The following is a 20,834-nucleotide window of genomic DNA, read 5'->3' on the forward strand; positions in this document are numbered from 1 at the left end:
CCCGGTTAGGCTCACTTCGTGATTGAAGAAAAGCTCTGGCACATCGAACCCTCTGGCCCGCTGCGAGGCGACGTCGTCGTGCGCGGCTCCAAGAACGGCGTGTCCAAGCACATGGTGGCCGCCATGCTGGGCAGCGGCGAAAGCACGATCCACAACGCCCCCGAAGTGGGCGAGGTGGGCATCACCGCTGACATGCTCACCGCCCTGGGCATCAACGTGGAGATCGGTCGTACGGAGATCCGCATCGAACCGGGCCCGGAGATCAGGCCGCGGGTGCCCGACGCGTTCACCGGGCTGAACCGCATCCCGATCCTCATGCTGGGCCCCCTGCTGCACCTGGCCGGGGAGGCGTTCGTGCCGCTGGTGGGCGGCGACCCGATCGGGCGGCGCCCGGTCAACTTCCACGTCGAGGCGCTGCGGGCGATGGGCGCGGAGGTGGAGGTCGGCGACACCGGCATCTTCGCCAAGGCCAAGCGGCTCAACGGCACCCGGCTGGAGCTGCCGTACCCGAGCGTGGGCGCGACCGAGACGATCCTGATGTCGGCCGTGCTGGCCGAGGGCAAGACCGTGGTGAAGAACGCCGCGATGGAGCCCGAGGTCGTGGAGCTCGCGCTGTTCCTGCAGCGGATGGGCGCCAGGATCGAGCTGTCGCCCGACCGCAGGATCGTGATCGAGGGCGTCGAGCGGCTGCGCGGCGCCTCCACCTGGCTGGCCGGCGACCGCATCGAGGCGTTCTCCTACCTGGTCGCGGGCCTGATCACCGGTGGTGAGGTGCGGGTGCACGGCTGCCCGCAGGACCGCCTGGTCACCGCGATCACCACACTGGCCAGGATGGGCGCCCAGTTCGCCATCAACGACGAATACCTGTGCGCGACCGCCCCGCCCGAGGGCCTGCGCGCCGCGGCCGTGCAGACCGACACCCACCCCGGGTTCATGACCGACTGGCAGACGCCGCTCATGGTGCTGTTCACGCAGAGCCAGGGCATGTCGGTGCTGCACGAGACCGTCTTCGAGAACCGCCTGGTGTACGTTCCGGCGCTGAAGAGCATGGGCTGCGAGATCGAGGTCTTCGACCAGTGCCTCGGCGGCCCGGCCTGCCGCTACCACGACACCAACGCCCGGCATTCGGCGGTGGTGCGGGGCGTCTCGCAGCTCAAGGGCGCCGACGTGACGCTGCCCGACATCAGGGCGGGCTTCTCCGCCGTGCTGGCCGCCGCGGTGGCCGACGGGCCGTCCACGCTGCGCGGCGTGCACCACATCGAGCGCGGCTACCACCAGCCGTTCGAGCAGTTCGAGTCGCTCGGTCTGAACATCCGCCGAGGACAGTAAAGAATCAACAGCCGGGCGTTTCCCGCTGATCTTCTTGAAGCAGATCATCTGCGTGACTGTGCTGAAATCCATCACCTGGCTCGGGGTGGCGGGGGCGCTCAGCGGGGTGCTGGTGGCGGCGATGGCCGCTCCCGTGGTCAGCGGGGCAGGACTCGCTACGAAGAACGTCGCGACCACCTTCCTCGACCTGCCACCGGCGCCCCGCGAGGAGCCTCTCTCACAGGTGACCAGGCTGGTCGACATCCACGGCCGGACGTTCGCCCAGTTCTACGAGGCGAACCGGACGGCGGTGCCGCTGGCCAAGGTGGCGCCGGTGATGCGCCAGGCGATCGTGGCCATCGAGGACGCCCGCTTCTACGAGCACGGCGGGCTCGACGTGATCGGCACGCTCCGGGCACTGCTCACCAACACCCAGGCGGGCGGCATCAGGCAGGGCGGCTCCTCGCTCACCCAGCAGCTGGTGAAGAACATCCTGGTGGAGAGTTCGCGCACCGACGCCGAGCGGGACCGCGCCCGCGCGCCCAACATGGCCCGCAAGATCAGCGAACTCCGTCTCGCGCTGGCCCTGGAGAAGAAGTACCGCAAGGACGAGATTCTGGAGAAATATCTGAACATCGCCTACTTCGGTGCCGGTGCGCACGGCATCGAGGCGGCGGCCAGGCGCTTCTTCTCCACCACGGCCGCCGGCCTCACGCTCACCCAGGCGGCCACGCTCGCGGGCGCCGTACGGACTCCGTACTCGACCGATCCCTCGCTCGGCGACGCCCACCGGGCGAAGCTGAAGACGCGGCGTGACCTCGTGCTCGACCGGATGGCCGGGCTGAGCCTGATCACCCAGGAGCAGGCCGCGCGCGCCAAGCGGAGCCGGCTCGCCATCAAGCTGCGCCCCGAGCCCGGCGGCTGCGCGCAGAGCGAGCATCCGTACTTCTGCCTGTACGTGCACCGCGAGCTGATGACGAACCAGGTGTTCGGCGGCACGCCGGCGATCCGGCGGGCGCGGCTGGCCAGCGGCGGGCTGGTGATCAGGACCAGCCTGGACCCGGTGGCGCAGAAGGCGGCGGAGCGGGCGATCCGCCGCCGGGTGGCGCCGATGGACACCGAGGTGGCCGCCGAGGCGATGGTGGAGCCGGGCACGGGCTGGATCAGGGCGATGGCGGCGAGCAAGGAGTTCGGCCGCAACCCGGGCGACAGCAAGAACGGGCCCAGGACGACCTTCAACCTCGCCGCCGACGTACGGCACGGCGGCGGCCAGGGTCTGCAGGCCGGGTCCACGTTCAAGGTGTTCACCCTGGCCACGGCGCTGAAGCAGGGCTGGAAGTTCGGTGACGGCTTCGACACGCCGGGGGCGCTGGTGCCCGGCGACGGCTACCGCGACTGCAAGGGCCGGCCCGTCAACGCGCCGGGGACGACCATCCACAACGCCAGCGGCGAGGGCGAGGGCGGCCCGCACAGCATCGAGACCGGTACCTGGAAGTCGGTCAACATCTTCTACATGATGCTGGAGCGCAAGGTCGGCCTGTGCAACGTGGTCAAGACGGCCCGTGCGCTCGGCATCAGGCGGGCCGACGGCACGCCGCTGCGCGAGGTGCCCACGTTCACGCTGGGTGTGAACGAGATGGACCCGCTGACGGTGGCGGCGTCCTTCGCGACGTTCGCGGCCCGGGGCAGATACTGCCGGCCGCTCGCGATCCTGGAGATCGCCGACAGGGACGGCCGGCGTACCCGCGTGTCACCGGCCTGCCACCGGGTGATCGAGCGGGAGGTGGCAGACGCGGTCAACCACGTGCTGGAGGGCGTCTTCGACAAGGGGACGATGCGGGGGCAGGGGATCGGCCGGCCGGCGGCGGGCAAGACCGGCACCAACAACGGCTACACCTCGGCCTGGTTCGCCGGTTACACCCCGAACCTGGCGGCGGCGGTCAGCGTCGGCGACATCCGCGGCTCCTACAAGCATCCGCTGACGGGGGTGCAGATCGGCGACGAGTACTACGGCTCCGTGCAGGGGGCCTCGCTGCCGGGGCCGATCTGGGTGGACTCCATGAGCGCCGCGCTGCGCGACACCGAGGCGAAGGGTTTTCCCGGACCGGACATGTCCCGCTTCGGCGGCGGGCACACGCCGGGGCTGGAAGAGGCCGAGGAACGCGAGGAGCGTGAGGCGCGGGGCGGTCGCCGCGGGGGACACCGGGCGCACTCCCGGCGGCCCGGCGGGCTGTTCGAGTGGCTGCTGGGGCGGCCGGACCGGGGTCGCGGCCAAGCGCGGGCGCGCCGCGAGCACCCGGACGCCGGGCAGTCGCGCGGCGCGCCCCCACGCCGGGCCCGCCCCGACCACCCACGGGCCTCTCGCGACCATCCACGGGTACGACGCCAGCGGCCGCACATCAGGCATCAGCACCCACGCCCACGACGGGAGCACAGACCGGACCGCGTGCGACGCGACCGCCACCACCGATGACCGAGGCGTGCGGTCAGGAGGGCTTGCCGAAGGTGGCGGTGGGGCGTGCGGTCAGGAGGGCTTGCCGATGGGGGCGGTCACGGCTTCGGTGAGGCGGATGAGGTCGGCGGGCGCGGTCTCGATCTGCAGGCCGCGCTTGCCCGCCGAGAAGAAGATCGTGCCGAACTCCAGCGCCGAGGAGTCCACCACGGTCGGCAGCCGCTTACGCTGCCCGAGCGGGCTGATCCCGCCCACCACGTAGCCGGTGACCCGCTCCACCTTGGCCGCCTCCGCCATGGCGGCCCGCTTGCCGCCGAGCGCCGCCGCGAGCGCCTTGAGGTCGAGCTTGCCGGACACCGGCACGACGGCCACCGCGAGCCCGCTCTCCAGCTCCGCCACCAGCGTCTTGAAGATCCGCTCGTACGGCACGCCGAGCGCGTCGGCGGCCTCCTCGCCATAGGCCTGCGCGGCGGGGTCGTGCTCGTAGGGGTGCAGGGTGAACTCCGCCGCGGCCCTGGTCAGCGCCGCGGTCGCGGGAGTGCCGCCACCCTTGCTCTTCTTGCTCACAGAATCCCAGTGTAGCGAATCTACAATGTAAAGGCGCGGCCGGGGGTGTACCCGAGCGCCCGCCGGAACACGTCGATGAAAGCGCTGGCGGAGGCCCAGCCGCAGCGGTGCGCGACGGCCGTCACGCTCACCCCGTCGGCGAGCAGCAGCAGCGCGCGCTGGAGCCGCAGCTGCGTGCGCCACTGCGGGAAGGTCATCCCGAGCTCGGCGCGGCACAGCCGGGCGAGCGTCCGGTCGCTGGTGCCGGCCCGGGCGGCGAGCTGGGCGAGGGTGCGCCCGTCGGCCGGATCGTCGTCCAGCATCGCGCAGACCGCCACCAGCCGTGGATCCCGGGCGGTCGGCAGGTGGAACGGCCGCTCGGGGGAGCGGCGCAGCCGGTCGAGCAGGACGCCGAGCAGCCGGTCCCGCTCCGCGCCGTCGCCGGGATCCGCCGTGTAGGCGATGATCAGCTCGCGCAGCAGCGGCTCGACGGCGAGCACCGCGGGCCTGGCCAGGCCGAGCGGGTCGCCGGTCAGGCCCACCAGGCGCAGGTCGGTATTGCCGTGGGCGCGGTGCTCGTGCACGGTGCCGGCCGGGATCCAGATCGCCCGGCTGGCCGGGGCCACCCACGTCCCGGCGTCGGTGGTGACCGACAGCACGCCGCTGCAGGCGTACACGATCTGGTGGGTGTCGTGCCGGTGGGCGTCGATGCCGCCGCCGGGCGCCAGCGGGCGCCGGCCGGTGGGTGCTTGCGGGAGATGGCGAATTTCCGGCATGAATTGGCATTTTATCGGAAGCGGGCCAGGGCGGGCGCGGGCCACCATCAGGAACGTGAAGACGAGCCGGATCACGATCCTCGCGGCCGGGCACGCCTGCGTCGACGTCTACCAGGGGGCGGTGCCGGCGCTGGTGCCGTTCCTCGTGGCCGGGCGCGGCTACGGGTACGTGGCGGTCTCGGGCGTCGTGCTGGCCGCCACGCTGCTGTCGTCGGTCGTCCAGCCCGTCTTCGGTGTGCTGACCGACCGGTGGCGGATGCCCTGGCTCATCCCGGTCAGCATGACCACGGCGGGGCTCGGGGTGGCGCTCAGCGGCGTGGCGGGCTCGTACGCGCTGACCTGGCTGGCCGTGGCACTGTCCGGGCTCGGCGTGGCCGCCTACCACCCGGAGTCGGCCCGCCTGGCCAGGATCGCCAGCCAGGGCAGTCACGTGCGGATGAGCTGGTTCTCGCTCGGCGGGACCCTGGGGTTCGCCTCCGCGCCGATCCTCGTCACGCCGCTGCTGGCGGCCGGCGGGCTGGGCGCGTCGCCGTACCTGGTGATCCCCGCCGTGGCGGGCGCGCTGCTGACGCTCACCGTCATCCGCTCCCTGGCCGGGCCGGCCGAGGCGGGCCGCGCGGCGCCGCCCTCCGGCCGCGACGACTGGCCGTCGTTCGTCCGCCTGTCCCTCGTGATCGTCTTCCGGTCGGTGGTGTACGTCGGGCTGAGCACGTTCGTGGCCCTGTACCTCGGGGGTGGGGCGGCGGGGGCGGTGGCGCTGTTCGTGCTGTTCGCCGGAGGCGCCGTGGGCACGGTGCTGGGCGGCAGGCTCGCCGCCCGCTGGGGCCGGGTGCGCACGATGCGCCTGGCGTACGCGGCCGCCGTTCCCGCCGTGGCGGGGGTGGTGCTGGCGCCGGGGTTCGGGGCGTACGTCTTCATCGCGGCGGCGTCGATCACCCTGTACGCGCCGTTCTCGCTGCATGTGACGCTGGGGCAGGACTTCCTGCCGCGGCGGGTGGGCACGGCGGGCGGCGTCACGCTGGGGCTGGCGGTGAGCGTGGGCGGGCTGGCCAGCCCGCTGGTGGGGGCGGTGGCGGAGGCGGTGTCGCTGCGGGCGGCGCTGGCGTGCCTGGTGCCGTTCCCGGTGCTGGCCTGGCTGCTCGCCCGCACCCTCACCGAGCCGGCCCAGGCGGACCCCACCGGCACGGTCGAGCCGTCGGCGGGCCGCCCGGGATGACACCGGCCGCCCGCCCGTGATGACACCGGCCGCCCGGCCGGGATGGTGCCGGCCGGGCGGCCGCTCAGCCGACGCCTGACCAGCGCTTGGCCCCTTCCGTTCAGCCGACGGCTGACGCGCCGCCTGGGCCCTCGTCGCCGGCCGCGCGTACGTCGCGGGGGTGGCGGTCGGGGCGGAGGCCGCGCCAGGAAGGGTGGCGCAACCTGTTGTCCCCGGTCACCTCGGCGAACTGCACCTCACCCACCATCACCGGCTCCACCCAGTGCGCGTCGCGGGCGAACTCACGCGGCACCGGCTCGTCGAAGGGCGGGTCGGGGCGGTGCAGCGGGGCCAGCCGCTGGTGCAGGTCCTGGAGCATCGCCTGGGTGAATCCCGTGCCGACATGCCCCACGTAGAGCAGCCGTCCGGTGCCGTCGTACGAGCCGAGCAGCAGCGAGCCGATGGTGCCGGAGCGCCGCCCGGCGCCGGGCTGCCAGCCCCCGATGACCACCTCGACGGCCTTGACGTTCTTCACCTTGGTCCACTCGGCGGTGCGCTTGCCCGGCCTGTAGGGGGAGGTCAGCCGCTTGCAGACGATCCCTTCCAGCCCGAGCCGCCGGGAGAAGCCGAAGGCGTCCTGGACGTGGTCGTGGAACCACACGGGCACCTGCCACCGGAACCCGGGCACGAATGTGGTCTCCAGCAGCTCGCGCCGCTCGGTGTAGGGCAGGGCGATCGTGCTTCCCGGGGCGCCGCCGGACTCGGCGTCGAGGTGCAGGATGTCGAAGGCCATGAAGGTCACCGGCACGGTCCTGGCCAGCTCGGCGACGCTGAGGGGGTTGCGCTGGTGCATGCGCGGCTGGAGGGCGCCGAAGCTGGGCCGCCCGGCCTCGTCGAAGGCCACGATCTCGCCGTCGATGACGGCCGGCCGGCGGCCGGTGGCGCCCGCCATGAGCCGCAGCTCCGGGTAGGCGGCGGTGATGTCCTTGCCGTTGCGTGACAGGAGGCGTACGGCGCCGTCGGCGAGGTAGGCGAGAGCCCGGATGCCGTCCCATTTCATCTCGACGGCCCACGCGTCCTGGTCGGCGGACGGCAGCGGACCGAGCTGGGCCAGCATCGGCGCGTAGGTCGGCAGCGACGCCATGCACGCTGCCATACCCCGCTCCGCGCGCGCACACTCCCTAGCCGGTCAGGCGCTCGGCGCCGGCGGGCTGTTCGACGAGTTGCGCCAGGTCGACGCCGTGCCGGCCGAGCTCGGCGACCGAGGCGCAGTAGCCCTGGAGGTAGCGGTGCCCGTCGACCACATGTGAGACACGTAGCATCGGCCGGTCGTCAAGCATGATCGCTTCCACCAGGATGCCGTTCGGGCCGAGCCAGACTCCCATTCGCAAAGAGTACGGGAGCGGACATAAAAGACAAGAGGGTATAAAATATCTGGTCAATCTCCGGCGTCCGATGGCGTCCTGGTCGCCGTCCGGAGCGAGGCGGCACGCCACGCCACTGTCCGGATGGTGGACGGAACAGGATTCACCGGGTGGACTCCGTAAACTAGGAGGGTGATTTCCCGTATCGACATGCGAGGTTCCCTCCCGGCGAACCTGCGCGACGTGCTGCCCCGCGCCGAGCTCGACGTAGAGGCCGCCCTGGACAGGGTGCGGTCCATCTGCGAGGACGTGCGCCATCGCGGGGCGGCAGCCGTACGGGAGCTGACCGCCGAGCTGGACGGCGTCGAGATCGAGCGCGCCCGGGTGCCCCGTGCGGCGATCGACAGGGCGCTCGCGGAGCTGCGGCCCGAGGTGCGGGCGGCGCTCGAGGAGTCGATCAGGCGGACCAGGCTGGTCCACCGCGACCAGCGGCGTGCCGACGTCACCACGCAGGTGGTGCCCGGCGGCACGGTGACCGAGCGGTGGCTGCCGGTCGACCGGGTGGGGCTCTACGTCCCCGGCGGCCGCGCCGTCTACCCCTCCAGCGTGGTGATGAACGTGGTGCCCGCCCAGGAGGCCGGGGTGCCGTCGCTGGCCGTCGCCAGCCCGGCCCAGAAGGATCACGGCGGGCTGCCGCACCCGGCGATCCTCGCCGCGTGCGCGCTGCTGGGCGTCGAGGAGGTCTACTCCGTCGGTGGCGCCCAGGCCGTGGCCATGTTCGCCTACGGCACCGAGGAGTGCGAGCCCACGACCATGGTCACCGGGCCCGGCAACATCTGGGTGGCCGCGGCCAAGCGGCTGCTCAAGGGCCGCATCGGCATCGACAGCGAGGCCGGCCCGACCGAGATCGCGATCCTGGCCGACCACACCGCCGACCCGGTGCACGTGGCCGCCGACCTGATCAGCCAGGCCGAGCACGACGTGATCGCGGCGGCCGTGCTCGTCACCGACAGCGTGGAGCTGGCCGAGGCCGTCGAGAAGGAGCTGCCCGGCCAGGTCTCGGCGACCAGGCACTCCGAGCGGATCGCCGAGGCGCTCGGCGGGCGGCAGTCGGCCATCGTGCTGGTCGACGGGATCGAGGACGGCATCAAGGTGGTCGACGCCTACGCCGCCGAGCACCTGGAGATCCACACCGAGGACGCCGCCGCGGTGGCCGCCCGGATCCGCAACGCGGGCGCGATCTTCGTGGGCCCCTACGCGCCCGTCTCGCTCGGCGACTATCTCGCCGGGTCCAACCACGTGCTGCCCACCGGCGGCTGCGCCTGCCACTCCAGCGGCCTGTCGGTGCAGTCGTTCCTGCGCGGCATCCACGTCGTCGACTACACCCGTGAGGCCCTGGCCGGGGCCGCGGCGCACGTGTCCGTCCTGGCCGACGCCGAAGACCTTCCCGCTCACGGCGCGGCCGTCCGCGCCCGCTTCGACTGGCAGGTGCCCTCGTGAACCTCGACGACCTGCCCATCCGCGCCGACCTGCGGGGCAAGAGCCCGTACGGCGCGCCCCAGATCGACGTCCCGGTCCGGCTCAACACCAACGAGAATCCCTACCCGCCCTCCCCGGAGCTGGTCGCCGACCTGGCCGAGGAGATCAGGCGCAGCGCGGGCGACCTCAACCGCTACCCGGACATGGACGCCGGTGACCTGCGGGCCGATCTGGCCGCCTATCTGGGGCACGGCCTGGCCGCCGAGCAGGTGTGGGCCGCCAACGGCTCCAACGAGGTCATCCAGCAGATCCTGCAGGCCTTCGGTGGTCACGGCCGCACGGCGCTGGGCTTCGAGCCGTCCTACTCGATGCATCCGATCATCACCACCGGCACCAACACCGAGTGGATCAAGGCGACGCGCGAGGAGGACTTCTCGCTCGACCCCGGCAAGGCCGTCGCGGCGATCGGGGAGCACCGTCCCGACATCGTCTTCCTGGCCTCGCCCAACAACCCGACCGGCACGGCCCAGCCGCTGGCGACGGTCGAGGCGATCCTCGACGCCGCGCCCGGCATGGTCGTGGTGGACGAGGCCTACACCGAGTTCGCCAGGCAGGGCACGCCCTCGGCGCTCACCCTGCTGCCGCGGCACCCGCGCCTGATCGTCACCCGGACGATGTCCAAGGCGTTCGCCATGGCCGGCACCAGGCTGGGCTACCTGGCCGCGCACCCGGCCGTGGTGGAGGCGCTGCTGCTGGTGCGCCTGCCGTACCATCTGTCGACGCTCACCCAGACGGCGGCGCGGGTGGCGCTGCGGCACCGGGCGGAGCTGCTGGGGACGGTCGACGCGCTGCGCCAGGAGCGTGACGACACGGTCCGGTGGCTGCGGGACAAGGGCTTGACGGTCGCCGACTCCGACGCGAACTTCGTACTGTTCGGGCGGTTCCCCGACCGGCGCGCGGTCTGGGAGGGGCTGCTGGCGAGGGGCGTGCTCATCCGCGAGGTCGGGCCGCCACAATGGCTTCGGGTGTCGATCGGCACCGGCGAGGAGATGGCGGCCTTCCGTGCCGCGCTGGAGGGGATTCTGTGAGTCGCGTAGGTCGCGTCGAGCGTACGACGAAGGAGACGTCCGTCCTGGTCGAGGTGAACCTCGACGGCACCGGGCTGCTGGAGGTGGCCACCGGGGTGGGCTTCTTCGACCACATGCTGGCGCAGCTCGGCAAGCACGGGTTGTTCGACCTGACGGTCAAGACCGAGGGCGACCTGCACATCGACTCTCACCACACGATCGAGGACACCGCGCTCGCGCTGGGTGCGGCGTTCCGCGAGGCGCTGGGCGACAAGTCGGGCATCAGGCGGTTTGGTAATGCGTCCTGCCCGCTGGACGAGGCGCTCGCCGAGGTGACCGTCGACCTGTCCGGCCGCCCCTATCTCGTGCACACCGAGCCCGAGGGCATGGCGCCGATGATCGGCCCGGACTACGACACCACGATGACCCGGCACATCCTGGAGTCCATCGTGGCCCAGGCGGCGATCTGCCTGCACGTACGCGTCCCCTACGGCCGCAACGCCCACCACATCGTGGAGGCCCAGTTCAAGGCGCTGGCCAGGGCGCTGCGGGCGGCCTCGGAGCCGGACCCCAGGGCGACGGGAGTGCCGAGCACCAAGGGCGTCCTATGACCGAGAACACGATCGCGATCGCCTTGGTCTTCGTCGGGCTGTTCCTCATCGGCGGCGTGATCTCGCTGGCCAAGCAGGGACTCAAGATCGGCGCGGCGATCTGCGGCGTCGGTGCGGTGCTGGCCGTGACGGCGGGGGTGCTGTGGTGGTGAAGAAGCTCGTGGTGCTGGACTACGGCTCAGGCAACCTGCGCTCCGCCGAGCGCGCCCTGGCCAGGGTGGGCGCCGAGGTGACCGTCACCGCCGACTTCGACGCGGCTCTCGACTGCGACGGGCTGGTCGTGCCGGGCGTCGGCGCGTTCGAGGCGTGCATGAGCGGGCTCAAGGGCGTCCGTGGCGAGCAGATCATCGGCCGGCGGCTGGCCGGTGGCCGGCCGGTGCTAGGCATCTGTGTCGGCATGCAGATCCTGTTCGCCCGGGGCGTCGAGCACGGTGTGGAGACCGAGGGCTGCGGCGAATGGCCCGGCACGGTCGAGCGGCTCGAGGCGCCGGTGCTGCCGCACATGGGCTGGAACACCGTCAAGACGCCGGAGGGCAGCGTGCTGTTCGCCGGCATCGACCCCGCCACCCGCTTCTACTTCGTGCACTCCTACGGCGTGCGCGAGTGGGAGCTGCGGCCCGGCGACGGTTTCGCCGAGCCGGTGGTGACCTGGGCCGAGCACGGTGTGCCGTTCGTGGCCGCCGCCGAGAACGGCCCGCTCATGGCGACCCAGTTCCACCCGGAGAAGTCCGGTGACGCCGGGGCCGCGCTGCTGGAAAACTGGCTCGGCACCGTTGAGTAAGGAGCGGGCGCACCGCCGCTCCGCACGTGAGGCGGAGCGTGCGCTGGCCATCCGGCGCAACGTGGAGCGTCAGGCGCGCCGGGCCCGCCGCCGGGCGGTGATCCTGCGTCTGACCCCGCGCCCGGTGCGCGTCGCCCGGCAGGGCGGCCTGATCGCCCGCCGTCAGCGTGCCCAGAACGCGGTGGTCGCGCTGGCCTTCCTGATCGTCCAGGCGCTCGCCTGGCTGATCTGGGGGTCGGCGCTGCTGAGCTTCGGCGTGCTGATCTTCTCCTTGCTGCTCGTTCCTGTTCTCGTGACCCTCGCTTTCGACCGGAGGACCTGATGTCCCTCGTATTGCTCCCCGCCGTAGACGTGGCGGACGGCCAGGCCGTGCGCCTCGTGCAGGGTGAGGCCGGGACGGAGACCGGCTTCGGTGAGCCGCTCGCCGCCGCGCTGGCCTGGCAGGAGGCCGGAGCGGAGTGGATCCACCTGGTCGACCTGGACGCCGCCTTCGGCCGCGGCTCCAACCGCGAGCTGATCACCGAGGTGATCGGCAAGCTGGACGTGAACGTCGAGCTGTCGGGCGGCATCCGCGACGACGCCTCCCTGGCCGCCGCGCTGGCCACCGGCTGCCGCCGGGTCAACATCGGCACGGCCGCGCTGGAGAACCCCGCCTGGTGCCGCAAGATCATCGCCGAACACGGTGACCAGATCGCGGTCGGCCTGGACGTTCGCGGCACGACGCTGGCGGCCCGCGGCTGGACCGAGGACGGCGGCGACCTGTGGGAGGTGCTGGACCGGCTGGAGGCCGACGGCTGCCCCCGCTACGTCGTCACCGACGTCACCAAGGACGGCACCCTGCGCGGCCCCAACCTGGACCTTCTGCGGCAGGTGTGCGCCCGCACCGACAAGCCGGTCGTGGCCAGCGGCGGCGTCTCCTCCCTGGATGACTTGATCGCACTGTCTTGTCTCGTTCCGGACGGCGTGGAAGGCGCCATCGTGGGAAAAGCCCTGTACGCCCGCAATTTCACGCTGGAGAGCGCGCTGGCCACAGTGAGCGCTTAGGAGTCGGGAGGGGGCGTGATGGGCAGTACAAGCATGGAAAGCACCGGAATGAGGGTGTTTTCGGGTGGAATCTGGGAGGAAAAGTACGGATACTCCCGTGCGGTGGTCGTGGGCGAGAGGGTCATCGTCTCCGGCTGCACGGCGACCGTCGCCGGTGAGGTCCGGCACCCGGGTGACGCCTACCGGCAGAGCCTGACGGCGATCGACATCGCCCTGGAGGCCGTCGCCAAGGGCGGCCTGACCGTCGAGGACGTTGTCATGGTCCGCTACTACGTCGTCGATCAGCATCACTTCGATTTGGCCGGCAAGGCCATCGCCGAGGTGTTCGGCGAGGTGCGCCCCGCCTGCACCGGGGTGCGGGTGGCCGGGCTGGTCGACCCGAAGATGCTGATCGAGATCGAGATCGAGGCGATGCGCGCATGACCGTGGCCGTCAGGGTCATCCCCTGTCTGGACGTCGACGCCGGACGCGTCGTCAAGGGCGTCAACTTCGCGAATTTGCGTGACGCCGGCGACCCGGTCGAGCTGGCCAGGCGCTACGACGAGGAGGGGGCCGACGAGCTCACCTTCCTCGACATCACCGCCTCGTCGGGCGAGCGCGAGACCATGCTCGACGTGGTGCGCAGGACGGCCGAGCAGGTCTTCATCCCGCTCACCGTGGGCGGCGGCGTTCGCTCGGTGGACGACGTGAACCGGCTGCTGCGGGCCGGCGCCGACAAGGTGTCGTTCAACACGGCCGCCATCGCCAGGCCCGAGCTGCTCACCGAGGCGTCGCGGCGCTTCGGGGCCCAGTGCGTGGTGCTGTCGGTGGACGCGCGCCGGGCGCCGGGCACGCCGAGCGGGTTCGAGGTGACCACGCACGGCGGTCGCCGCGGCACCGGCATCGACGCCGTGGCGTGGGCCGCCCGTGGCGAGGAGCTGGGCGTGGGCGAGATCCTGCTCAACTCCATGGACGGAGACGGCACGCTCAACGGCTATGACCTGGAGATGCTGCACGCGGTCCGGGCGGCGGTCCGCGTGCCGGTGATCGCGAGTGGCGGCGCGGGCCGTCTGGAGGACTTCCCGCCCGCCGTCGCGGCAGGCGCCGACGCCGTGCTGGCGGCGAGCGTCTTTCACTTCGGCACGCTGAAGATCCACGAAGTGAAGCGGACCCTGGCGATGGCCGGCCACCCGGTCCGCTAGAAGACGCGCAGGTGGTGGAAGTGCTCGTAGGAGGCGTCCTCGGCGGCGAACGCGGTCGCCTCCGAGCGCTTCACCGCCAGATAGGCGCTGCGGCGCAGCGGCCCCAGCGCCTCCATGAGCAGTTCGTCGGCCTCCAGCGCGTCCAGGGCCTCGTCGAGTGAGGCCGGCAGGCGGGGGTAACGGCCCGGGCGCGTGTCCGGGTCGACGTCCACCGCCTCGCCGGGGTCGAGCTTGCGGCAGATGCCGTCGAGGCCGGCGTGGATGACCGCGCCCAGCGCCAGGTAGGGATTGGCCGAGGAGTCCGACGGCTTCAGCTCCAGGTTGGGCTCACCGCTGTCCCCCAGCGGCGAGCAGACGCGTACGGCCGCCTCCCGGTTGTCGGGCCCGTAGACGTTGTAGGCGCCCGCCCATGACCGGGGCGTCAGCCGGCGGAAGCCGTTGACACTGCCACACGTGAGCGCGGTCAGCGCGGGCAGATGGGCGAGCAGCCCGCCGATGAACCACTCCCGCACCTCGCTGTCGCCGCCGAAAAGGTTATGGGATTGGCTCCACAAGGACAGGTGCAGATGGGCGCCGTTGCCCGCCTGGCCGGCCAGCGGCTTGGGGGCCAGCGAGGCCCACAGGGCCATGCGCAGGGCCACGCCGCGGACGGTCTCCCGGTAGAGGACGTGGTTGTCGGCGGCGCGCAGCGCGGGCGCGTGCCGTACGGACATCTCCTGCTGGCCGTGGCCCAGCTCCGGGTGGCAGTGCTCGACCTGCATGCCCTGGCTGTGCAGGGCGCGCATGAGCGCGATCGTGTAGTCGTGGGCGGCGTCGAAGCCGAGGCCGGCGTAACACAGGGCGTCGTCGATCGGCACCAGCCGGTCCAGGCCGCCACCGGGGTCGGGCACCCGCCGGCCGAGCGTGAACTCCGGCTCGAACGCGGCCTCCAGCGTGTAGCCCTCGGCCTCCAGCGTGCCGATCGCGTCCTTGAGGAAGGTGCGTGGGCAGGCGGCCCAGGCAGAGCCGTCGGGCAGGCGCAGATCCGACAGCATCACCGCCGCTCCCGGCGCGTAGGGGAGCGGAGCATAGGTGGACGGGTCGGGAACGATGCGCACCTCGCCCACCGGACCCATGTCCTCGACCTCTTGGAGCTGGTCGAGCATGTTCATCGCCATCATGGCCACGGTGTGCCCGATGCCGCTGCTGAGCCGATCCGCGAGCCGTGCCCGGGATGCCGCCTTGCCACGGATGACGCCACCGTGGTCGGTGTACAGAAATCGGATCAGCTCCACCTCTTCGACCTCGGCCCGCTCGCAGATGCGAGTGACGCCGGGATCGGACGGGTCGAGCTTGGCGGTGCCTGCACGGTCTCTCATCCTGCCTGCGTAACACGACTGAGCAGGCAGGACCACCGATCAGGTCAGAACACTGGTAAAGAAAACAGCCAGCTGATCGGCTCCATTGACGATGCTGTCGAACACGCCGTTGACCGCGGCGGCCGCGTCGGCCGGCCGGGTGAACAGGTAAAAGACCACAAACGCGACAGCCACGTACGTGAGCACCTTCTTGACCTGCATGGGGGGCCTCCTGCAGTCCATTCCCAGCCGTATATACCCGGATCTGGGCGATCAGTGGCATCTTCTATGAAGATGTTTTCGATCATAACCGGGGGGCTTGTTCCCCACCCATCGTACGGCCTGAACGCGGGACGGGAGCGCCTTCTGGGCCGAAGGTTCAGCGATGTGGCGGCCACGGCAGGGCGCCTGTGGATAGCGGCACTCTCCACGATCCATGGCTAGACTATCCAGCCACCACAAAAGGGGGTTTTCGGTCGTGCGTATGGCGGACCTGAGTGCCGGCACAGGGGTTCCGGTCCCGACGATCAAGTACTACCTCCGGGAGGGGTTGCTGTCCCCTGGCCGGCCGCTGGGCCGCAATCAGGCGGAGTACGGCTCGGCACACGTCAAACGGCTGAAACTGGTGCGAGCCCTCGCCGACTACGGCGGGCTCAGCATTTCCGCCATCCGCGAACTCGTCGACCACATGGAAGATCCCGGCACCGCCAAGACCGAGCTGCTGAGCGTGGCCCAGAAGACGGTCACGACGCACGACGACGAGCGCTCCGGCGAACACGTCCGGCAGGCCGAGCGCCTCGTGGCGGACCTGCTGGCCCGCAGGGGATGGGACGACACCGCCGGCCACCAGGCCGCCAGGACCATGGTCGGCGTGCTCGCGAGCCTCCTGGAGCTGGGCCTGGACGACATCCTGCGCGCGCTGGACGACTACGCCGACGCCGCCGAGACGGCCGCCGGAGTGGATCTGCGGGTGCTGGGCGACGTGACCGACCGGGAGCGGGCCGTGGAGGTCGTGGTGATCGGCACCCTGCTCGGCGACACGCTGCTGGCGGCCATGCGCCGGCTGGCGCAGGCCCACCTGTCGGTGGAGACCTATCGGACGACCGGCTAGACGGCTCGGATGACCGGCTGGACGGCCCGGACGACCGGCTGGACGGCTCGGATGGCCGGCTGGACGGCTCGGACGACCGGCTGGACGGCTCGGATGGCCGGCTGGACGGCTCGGATGACCGGCTAGACGGCGAAGCCGGCGTTCTTCAGCCGGGTGATCGACTCGGGCTCGCCCGCGTACTCCACCCTGGCGTGCGCCTGGCGGCCGAAGCAGAACAGCAGCAACTCGCCCGCCCCGCCGATCACCTCGACCTTGGGGCCCTGCTTCGCGCCGCCGAGCACCACGGCCCGCGAGCCGACCGCGCCGGGGTAGTGCAGCACCACGCCGACGGGGGAGCGGCGCAGCATCGTCTTGGCCCCGGCGGACACGCGCTTCCAGATGAGCTGCTCGAAGTCGGCCGGCAGCTCGCGGGGCTCCCAGGAGGGCTGGGCCCGCCGGACGTCCTCGTGGTGGACGAAGAACTCCAGCGTGTTGACCGCTGTGTCCAGGAACGACAGCGCACCGTAGACTCCGCCGGGCTTGCGAACCAGGGAGACCAGCTCGGGGAAGGGGTGCCTGGCCTTCAGGCGCTGCTGCACCGAGGCGGTGTGACCGGCCAGCGCCCGCACCGCGATGCCCGGCATGGCGTCCGGTCTGCGCTCGCGCAGCACCAGATGCGCTGCCAGGTCATAGGTGTCCCAGCCCTCGCACAGGGTCGGGGCGCCAGGGCCAAGCGAGTCGAACAGGTCGCACAGTGCGGCGCGTTCGCCACGAGCGTGAGTCACATCGCAACTCTACCTGTGGGAATAAGTCAATGATCAGACGTGATTGTCAGTATGTGGAAAATCCGGCACTGGAAGGAAACACACCGCGTGGCGAATAAGGTCACCTCTGCCGTCATGCGTCAGGGGCTGCGCGTCCTTGGGGTGGCCGTCCGCGCCGAGAAGGCGGTGTTCGCCTCGGCCGTCGTGGCCAGCGCGCTCTACGGCGGCATGACCGTGGCCTCCGCATGGGCGCTCGGCTGGGCAACCCAGAACGTCATCATCCCCACCTTCGGCAAGGGCGAGATCGCCGCGGGCGCGCTGTGGACCGGCGTGTTACTGATCATCGGCACCGCCCTGCTCAAGTCGATCGGCATCGCGGGCCGGCGCATCTTCGCCGGCGTCATGCAGTACCGCATGCAGGCCCGCTCCCGCCGCGACGTCACCAAGCAGTACCTGCGGCTGCCGCTGGCCTGGCACCAGCGGCACCCGACCGGGCAGCTGCTGGCCAACGCCAGCTCCGACGCCGAGGCGGCGTGGGCGCCGCTGGCGCCGCTGCCGATGGCTGTGGGCGTGGTGGTCATGCTCGTCACCGCGGCGGTCGGCATGCTGTTCACCGACCTCGTGCTCGCGCTGGTGGGCTTCCTCGTCTTCCCGGCGATCGCCGTACTCAACCTCGTCTATCAGCGCAGGCTCAGCCCGCTGGTCACCCGCGCGCAGCAGTTGCGCGCGGAGGTCAGTGAGATCGCGCACGAGAGCTTCGACGGCGCGCTCGTCGTCAAGACGCTCGGCCGCGAGGACCTGGAGGCCGAGCGCTTCCGGCGGCGCGCGCACGAGCTGCGCGACGCCAACGTGGCCGTCGGCCGGGTGCGCGGCCTGTTCGACCCGATGCTGGAGGCGCTGCCCACGCTCGGCGTGCTCGCCGTCCTGGGCGTCGGCGCGATGCGCCTGTCCACCGGCGACATCGTCTCCGGCCAGCTCGTGCAGGTCGCTTACCTGTTCACGCTGCTGTCCTTCCCGATCCGCGCGCTCGGCTGGGTGCTGGCCGAGCTGCCGCGCAGCGTCGTCGGCTGGACCCGGGTGCAGTCGGTGCTGGAGGCCGAGGGCTCGATGGTCTACGGGGAGGAGACCCCGGGCCGCGACGAGCCCGCCACGCTGGCGGTCTCGGACGTGTCCTACTCCTACGGTGAGACCGAGGTGCTGCACGACGTCACCTTCGACCTGCCGCCCGGCCGCACCGTCGCCCTCGTCGGGCCCACCGGCTCCGGCAAGTCCACCCTCGTCCAGCTTCTCGTCCGGCTGGTCGACCCCGACACCGGCCGGGTGCTGCTCGACGGCACGGACCTGCGCGAGCTCGCCTACGGCAAGCTCGCCGAGTCGGTGGCGCTGGTGCCGCAGCAGACGTTCCTGTTCGACGACACCGTGCGCGGCAACGTCGCGCTCGACCTGCCCATGCCGGATGAGCAGGTGTGGGCGGCGCTGAGAGTGGCCCAGGCCGACGGCTTCGTGAGCGGGCTCGGCGCGGGCCTGGACACCCGCGTCGGAGAGCGCGGCACGTCCCTGTCGGGCGGCCAGCGCCAGCGCCTCGCGCTGGCCCGCGCGATCGCCCGCCGCCCCCGCCTGCTCATCCTCGACGACGCCACCTCCAGCGTGGACCCCCAGGTGGAGGCCAGAATCCTGTACGGCCTGCGGGACCGGGCCGAGGCGTCGACCGTCGTGGTCGTCGCCTACCGGCTGGCCACGATCGCGCTCGCCGACGAGGTCGTCTACCTCGACCGCGGGCGTGTGGAAGACCGCGGCACGCACCAGGAACTGCTGGAGCGCTGCCCCGGATACCGCAACCTGGTGACCGCCTACGAGCGCGAGGAGGCCGTGCGCGCCGCGCTCGACGCCGACGCCGCGCTCGGACTCGAAGAGACAGAGGTCAGCGCATGACCGTGGAGACCGCGCCGGAGCAGGAGCGCATCGGCACCGGTGCCGGCGGCTCTGCCTGGGCCACCATCCGCCGGGGGCTGTCGCTGACGCCCGAGTTCCGCAAGGGGCTGGTGGGCACGCTCGCCCTGGCGGTCGTCGCCACCATAGGCAAGATCATCGTGCCCATCGCGGTGCAGCAGACGATCGACACCGGGATCGGCGACGGCGCCCCGGACATGCCGTACATCACCCGCGCCGTCGTGCTGTGCGCGGCGGCGGTGATCCTGACCGCCCTCGCCTCCTATCTGATGAACGTGCGCCTGTACAAGGCGACGGAGTCCTCGCTGGCCACGCTGCGGGTGCGCGGCTTCCGGCACGTGCACGACCTGTCGGTGCTCACCCAGAACACCGAGCGCCGCGGCGCCCTCGTCTCCCGGGTCACCAACGACATCGACCAGATCAGCACCTTCATGCAGTGGGGCGGGCTGATGATCATCGTGGCGTTCGGCCAGCTGTTCGTGGCCAGCGTGCTGATGGTCATCTACTCCTGGCAGCTCACGCTGCTCGTGTGGATCTGCTTCATCCCGCTGCTGATCGCGCTGCCGCGCTTCCAGCGCTGGCTGTCGCGGGCCTACACCGTGGTCCGCGAGCGCACCGGCGACATGCTCGCCGCCGTCAGCGAGTCGGTCGTCGGCGCGGCCGTCATCAGGGCGTACGCCACCGAGCGGCGCACCGCCGAGCGCATCGACAAGTCCGTGGACGCCAACAAGGCCGCCCAGGTCAGAGCGCAGACCATCGTCGGATTCGTCTTCCCGCTGACCGAGATCGTGGCCGCCGTCGCCATCGCCGGGATCGTCGTGCTCGGCGTCCGGCTCGGCGTGTCCGGCGACATCACGGCCGGGCAGCTGATCGCCTTCCTGTTTCTCATCACCCTGTTCGTCTCCCCGCTGCAGACCGCCACCGAGGTGCTGAACGAGGCGCAGAACGCGGTCGCCGGCTGGCGGCGCATCCTGGGCGTGATCGACACCCCGGCAGACGTTGCCGACCCCGGCGACGACGGCGTGGAATTGCCGCGCGGCCCCATCTCGGTGGCCTTCGAACAGGTGCACTTCGCCTACCCCGGCGGCCCGCCCGTGCTGCGCGAGCTGTCGGTGGGGATCCAGCCTCGCTCGCGCATCGCGGTCGTGGGCGAGACCGGCTCGGGCAAGACCACCTTCGCCAAACTCCTCACCCGGCTCATGGACCCGGTCGAAGGACGGGTCACCATCGACGGCCACGACCTGCGCGCCGTCCGCTTCTCCTCGCTGCGCGCCCGCATCGTGATGGTCCCGCAGGACGGCTTCCTGTTCGACGGGACGCTGGAGGAGAACGTGAGGTACGGCAAGCCGGCGGCCACCCGCGCGGAGATCCAGCTCGCGCTGACCGAGCTGGGTCTGGCCGACTGGCTCGACGGCCTGCCGGCCGGCCTGGACACCCCGGTCGGCCAGCGCGGTGAGTCGCTGTCGGCCGGCGAGCGCCAGCTCGTCGCGCTGGCCCGCGCCTACCTGGCCGACCCCGACCTGCTGCTGCTCGACGAGGCCACCTCGGCGGTCGACCCGGCCACGGAGGTGCGCCTGGCCCGCGCGCTCGAAGGGGTCACCCGCGGCCGCACGGCCGTCTCGATCGCCCACCGGCTGTCCACCGCCGAGAACGCCGACGAGGTGCTCGTGTTCGACGGCGGCCGCCTCGTCCAGCGGGGGCCGCACGCCGAGCTGGTCGCCGAGCCGGGGGTGTACGCCGACATGCACGCCTCCTGGGTCTCGGCGGCCCACTCCTGACACGCGGCGTGGGTGCCAGCGGCCTGCTCCTGATCGTCCGGGCACCGCGCGCGCTCGACCGGTCTTCATGATCGTTCGGGCACCGCACGTCGGCGGCCCGCTCCTGAGATC

Annotated in this window: 22 protein-coding genes; 15 read left to right on the plus strand and 7 right to left on the minus strand. The window is 71.6% G+C overall.

Annotated features, from left to right (window positions below; genetic code table 11):
• The first annotated feature begins 18 nt into the window (after nucleotides 1-18).
• A complete protein-coding gene (gene murA / locus IEY87_RS18760; protein ID WP_225277468.1) occupies nucleotides 19-1,329 on the plus strand; it encodes a UDP-N-acetylglucosamine 1-carboxyvinyltransferase in 1,311 nt (436 codons plus the stop codon).
• 52 nt (nucleotides 1,330-1,381) lie between these two features.
• Complete coding sequence (locus tag IEY87_RS18765) at nucleotides 1,382-3,781, plus strand: transglycosylase domain-containing protein (RefSeq protein WP_225277469.1); 2,400 nt, start codon at nucleotides 1,382-1,384, stop codon at nucleotides 3,779-3,781.
• Between the two features lie 51 nt (nucleotides 3,782-3,832).
• Here the strand turns inward: IEY87_RS18765 and ybaK are convergent, their stop codons facing one another.
• Together ybaK and IEY87_RS18775 are read right to left on the minus strand one after the other, a co-directional pair.
• Nucleotides 3,833-4,327, minus strand: a complete 495-nt coding sequence (gene ybaK / locus IEY87_RS18770) for a Cys-tRNA(Pro) deacylase (protein WP_189139986.1) — start codon at nucleotides 4,325-4,327, stop codon at nucleotides 3,833-3,835.
• Between the two features lie 20 nt (nucleotides 4,328-4,347).
• A complete protein-coding gene (locus IEY87_RS18775; RefSeq protein ID WP_189139987.1) occupies nucleotides 4,348-5,082 on the minus strand; it encodes an AraC family transcriptional regulator in 735 nt (244 codons plus the stop codon).
• 55 nt (nucleotides 5,083-5,137) lie between these two features.
• Between IEY87_RS18775 and IEY87_RS18780 the strand changes: the two genes are divergently transcribed.
• Nucleotides 5,138-6,298, plus strand: a complete 1,161-nt coding sequence (locus IEY87_RS18780) for an MFS transporter (protein WP_225277470.1) — start codon at nucleotides 5,138-5,140, stop codon at nucleotides 6,296-6,298.
• Nucleotides 6,299-6,398: 100 nt separating this feature from the next.
• Here IEY87_RS18780 and ligD read toward each other — a convergent pair whose 3' ends face one another.
• Entirely contained in the window at nucleotides 6,399-7,421 is a 1,023-nt protein-coding gene (ligD, locus tag IEY87_RS18785; protein WP_189140306.1) for a non-homologous end-joining DNA ligase, read from the minus strand.
• A 37-nt stretch (nucleotides 7,422-7,458) separates the two neighbouring features.
• Nucleotides 7,459-7,662 carry a hypothetical protein gene (locus tag IEY87_RS18790; RefSeq protein WP_189139989.1) on the minus strand — a complete coding sequence of 68 codons (204 nt, stop codon included), beginning with the start codon at nucleotides 7,660-7,662 and terminating at the stop codon, nucleotides 7,459-7,461.
• Between the two features lie 171 nt (nucleotides 7,663-7,833).
• On the opposite strand from IEY87_RS18790, the gene hisD reads away from it, so the two are divergent.
• From hisD to hisF, 9 genes are read left to right on the plus strand one after another with little or no spacing between them, the layout of a single operon-like run.
• Nucleotides 7,834-9,141 (plus strand): histidinol dehydrogenase, encoded by a 1,308-nt coding sequence (hisD, locus tag IEY87_RS18795; RefSeq protein WP_189139990.1) that lies wholly within the window; start codon nucleotides 7,834-7,836, stop codon nucleotides 9,139-9,141.
• Entirely contained in the window at nucleotides 9,138-10,208 is a 1,071-nt protein-coding gene (locus tag IEY87_RS18800) for a histidinol-phosphate transaminase (protein WP_189139991.1), read from the plus strand. Before hisD ends, IEY87_RS18800 begins: the two co-directional genes overlap by 4 nt.
• Nucleotides 10,205-10,798 (plus strand): imidazoleglycerol-phosphate dehydratase HisB, encoded by a 594-nt coding sequence (hisB, locus tag IEY87_RS18805; protein ID WP_189139992.1) that lies wholly within the window; start codon nucleotides 10,205-10,207, stop codon nucleotides 10,796-10,798. The genes IEY87_RS18800 and hisB overlap by 4 nt, the downstream gene beginning before the upstream one ends.
• On the plus strand, nucleotides 10,795-10,950 hold the full coding sequence (locus IEY87_RS18810) for a CG2302 family histidine operon protein (RefSeq protein WP_189139993.1): 156 nt from the start codon (nucleotides 10,795-10,797) through the stop codon (nucleotides 10,948-10,950). The genes hisB and IEY87_RS18810 overlap by 4 nt, the downstream gene beginning before the upstream one ends.
• Complete coding sequence (gene hisH / locus IEY87_RS18815) at nucleotides 10,944-11,579, plus strand: imidazole glycerol phosphate synthase subunit HisH (protein WP_189139994.1); 636 nt, start codon at nucleotides 10,944-10,946, stop codon at nucleotides 11,577-11,579. The genes IEY87_RS18810 and hisH overlap by 7 nt, the downstream gene beginning before the upstream one ends.
• Nucleotides 11,572-11,901, plus strand: coding sequence for a hypothetical protein (locus IEY87_RS18820; protein WP_189139995.1), 330 nt, complete (start codon nucleotides 11,572-11,574; stop codon nucleotides 11,899-11,901). Before hisH ends, IEY87_RS18820 begins: the two co-directional genes overlap by 8 nt.
• Entirely contained in the window at nucleotides 11,901-12,623 is a 723-nt protein-coding gene (gene priA / locus IEY87_RS18825) for a bifunctional 1-(5-phosphoribosyl)-5-((5-phosphoribosylamino)methylideneamino)imidazole-4-carboxamide isomerase/phosphoribosylanthranilate isomerase PriA (RefSeq protein ID WP_189139996.1), read from the plus strand. Before IEY87_RS18820 ends, priA begins: the two co-directional genes overlap by 1 nt.
• A gap of 48 nt (nucleotides 12,624-12,671) precedes the next feature.
• Entirely contained in the window at nucleotides 12,672-13,046 is a 375-nt protein-coding gene (locus tag IEY87_RS18830; protein WP_225277471.1) for a Rid family hydrolase, read from the plus strand.
• Nucleotides 13,043-13,804: an imidazole glycerol phosphate synthase subunit HisF gene (hisF, locus tag IEY87_RS18835; RefSeq protein ID WP_189139997.1), complete on the plus strand. Its 762-nt coding sequence runs from the start codon at nucleotides 13,043-13,045 to the stop codon at nucleotides 13,802-13,804. Before IEY87_RS18830 ends, hisF begins: the two co-directional genes overlap by 4 nt.
• On the opposite strand, the gene IEY87_RS18840 is transcribed toward hisF, so the two are convergent.
• Together IEY87_RS18840 and IEY87_RS18845 are read right to left on the minus strand one after the other, a co-directional pair.
• Nucleotides 13,801-15,162 (minus strand): glutamine synthetase family protein, encoded by a 1,362-nt coding sequence (locus tag IEY87_RS18840; RefSeq protein WP_189139998.1) that lies wholly within the window; start codon nucleotides 15,160-15,162, stop codon nucleotides 13,801-13,803. The two genes, hisF and IEY87_RS18840, sit on opposite strands and share 4 nt — an antisense overlap.
• A gap of 39 nt (nucleotides 15,163-15,201) precedes the next feature.
• Complete coding sequence (locus tag IEY87_RS18845; protein ID WP_189139999.1) at nucleotides 15,202-15,363, minus strand: hypothetical protein; 162 nt, start codon at nucleotides 15,361-15,363, stop codon at nucleotides 15,202-15,204.
• A 262-nt stretch (nucleotides 15,364-15,625) separates the two neighbouring features.
• Between IEY87_RS18845 and IEY87_RS18850 the strand changes: the two genes are divergently transcribed.
• The gene (locus IEY87_RS18850; RefSeq protein WP_189140000.1) at nucleotides 15,626-16,252 is read left to right on the plus strand and encodes a MerR family transcriptional regulator; all 627 of its coding nucleotides are present in this window, start codon (nucleotides 15,626-15,628) and stop codon (nucleotides 16,250-16,252) included.
• Nucleotides 16,253-16,374: 122 nt separating this feature from the next.
• Here the strand turns inward: IEY87_RS18850 and IEY87_RS18855 are convergent, their stop codons facing one another.
• Complete coding sequence (locus IEY87_RS18855; RefSeq protein ID WP_189140001.1) at nucleotides 16,375-17,016, minus strand: TIGR03085 family metal-binding protein; 642 nt, start codon at nucleotides 17,014-17,016, stop codon at nucleotides 16,375-16,377.
• A 51-nt stretch (nucleotides 17,017-17,067) separates the two neighbouring features.
• Here IEY87_RS18855 and IEY87_RS18860 point away from each other — a divergent pair, with 51 nt between their 5' ends.
• Together IEY87_RS18860 and IEY87_RS18865 are read left to right on the plus strand one after the other, a co-directional pair.
• Nucleotides 17,068-18,927, plus strand: coding sequence for an ABC transporter ATP-binding protein (locus tag IEY87_RS18860; protein ID WP_189140308.1), 1,860 nt, complete (start codon nucleotides 17,068-17,070; stop codon nucleotides 18,925-18,927).
• Nucleotides 18,924-20,723, plus strand: a complete 1,800-nt coding sequence (locus IEY87_RS18865) for an ABC transporter ATP-binding protein (protein ID WP_189140002.1) — start codon at nucleotides 18,924-18,926, stop codon at nucleotides 20,721-20,723. The genes IEY87_RS18860 and IEY87_RS18865 overlap by 4 nt, the downstream gene beginning before the upstream one ends.
• The last annotated feature ends 111 nt before the right edge of the window (nucleotides 20,724-20,834 follow it).

Origin of the sequence: Nonomuraea glycinis (assembly GCF_014646515.1) — a bacterium.
GTDB lineage: Bacteria > Actinomycetota > Actinomycetes > Streptosporangiales > Streptosporangiaceae > Nonomuraea > Nonomuraea glycinis.

Bases quoted from the DNA above. Each gene is read 5' to 3' on its own strand.
- IEY87_RS18775 (WP_189139987.1), bottom strand. From the start codon at position 5,082: ATGCCGGAAATTCGCCATCTCCCGCAAGCACCCACCGGCCGGCGCCCG.
- ligD (WP_189140306.1), bottom strand. From the start codon at position 7,421: ATGGCGTCGCTGCCGACCTACGCGCCGATGCTGGCCCAGCTCGGTCCG.
- IEY87_RS18790 (WP_189139989.1), bottom strand. From the start codon at position 7,662: ATGGGAGTCTGGCTCGGCCCGAACGGCATCCTGGTGGAAGCGATCATG.
- IEY87_RS18810 (WP_189139993.1), top strand. From the start codon at position 10,795: ATGACCGAGAACACGATCGCGATCGCCTTGGTCTTCGTCGGGCTGTTC.
- priA (WP_189139996.1), top strand. From the start codon at position 11,901: ATGTCCCTCGTATTGCTCCCCGCCGTAGACGTGGCGGACGGCCAGGCC.
- IEY87_RS18830 (WP_225277471.1), top strand. From the start codon at position 12,672: ATGAGGGTGTTTTCGGGTGGAATCTGGGAGGAAAAGTACGGATACTCC.
- hisF (WP_189139997.1), top strand. From the start codon at position 13,043: ATGACCGTGGCCGTCAGGGTCATCCCCTGTCTGGACGTCGACGCCGGA.
- IEY87_RS18840 (WP_189139998.1), bottom strand. From the start codon at position 15,162: ATGAGAGACCGTGCAGGCACCGCCAAGCTCGACCCGTCCGATCCCGGC.
- IEY87_RS18845 (WP_189139999.1), bottom strand. From the start codon at position 15,363: ATGCAGGTCAAGAAGGTGCTCACGTACGTGGCTGTCGCGTTTGTGGTC.
- IEY87_RS18850 (WP_189140000.1), top strand. From the start codon at position 15,626: ATGGCGGACCTGAGTGCCGGCACAGGGGTTCCGGTCCCGACGATCAAG.
- IEY87_RS18860 (WP_189140308.1), top strand. From the start codon at position 17,068: ATGTGGAAAATCCGGCACTGGAAGGAAACACACCGCGTGGCGAATAAG.
- IEY87_RS18865 (WP_189140002.1), top strand. From the start codon at position 18,924: ATGACCGTGGAGACCGCGCCGGAGCAGGAGCGCATCGGCACCGGTGCC.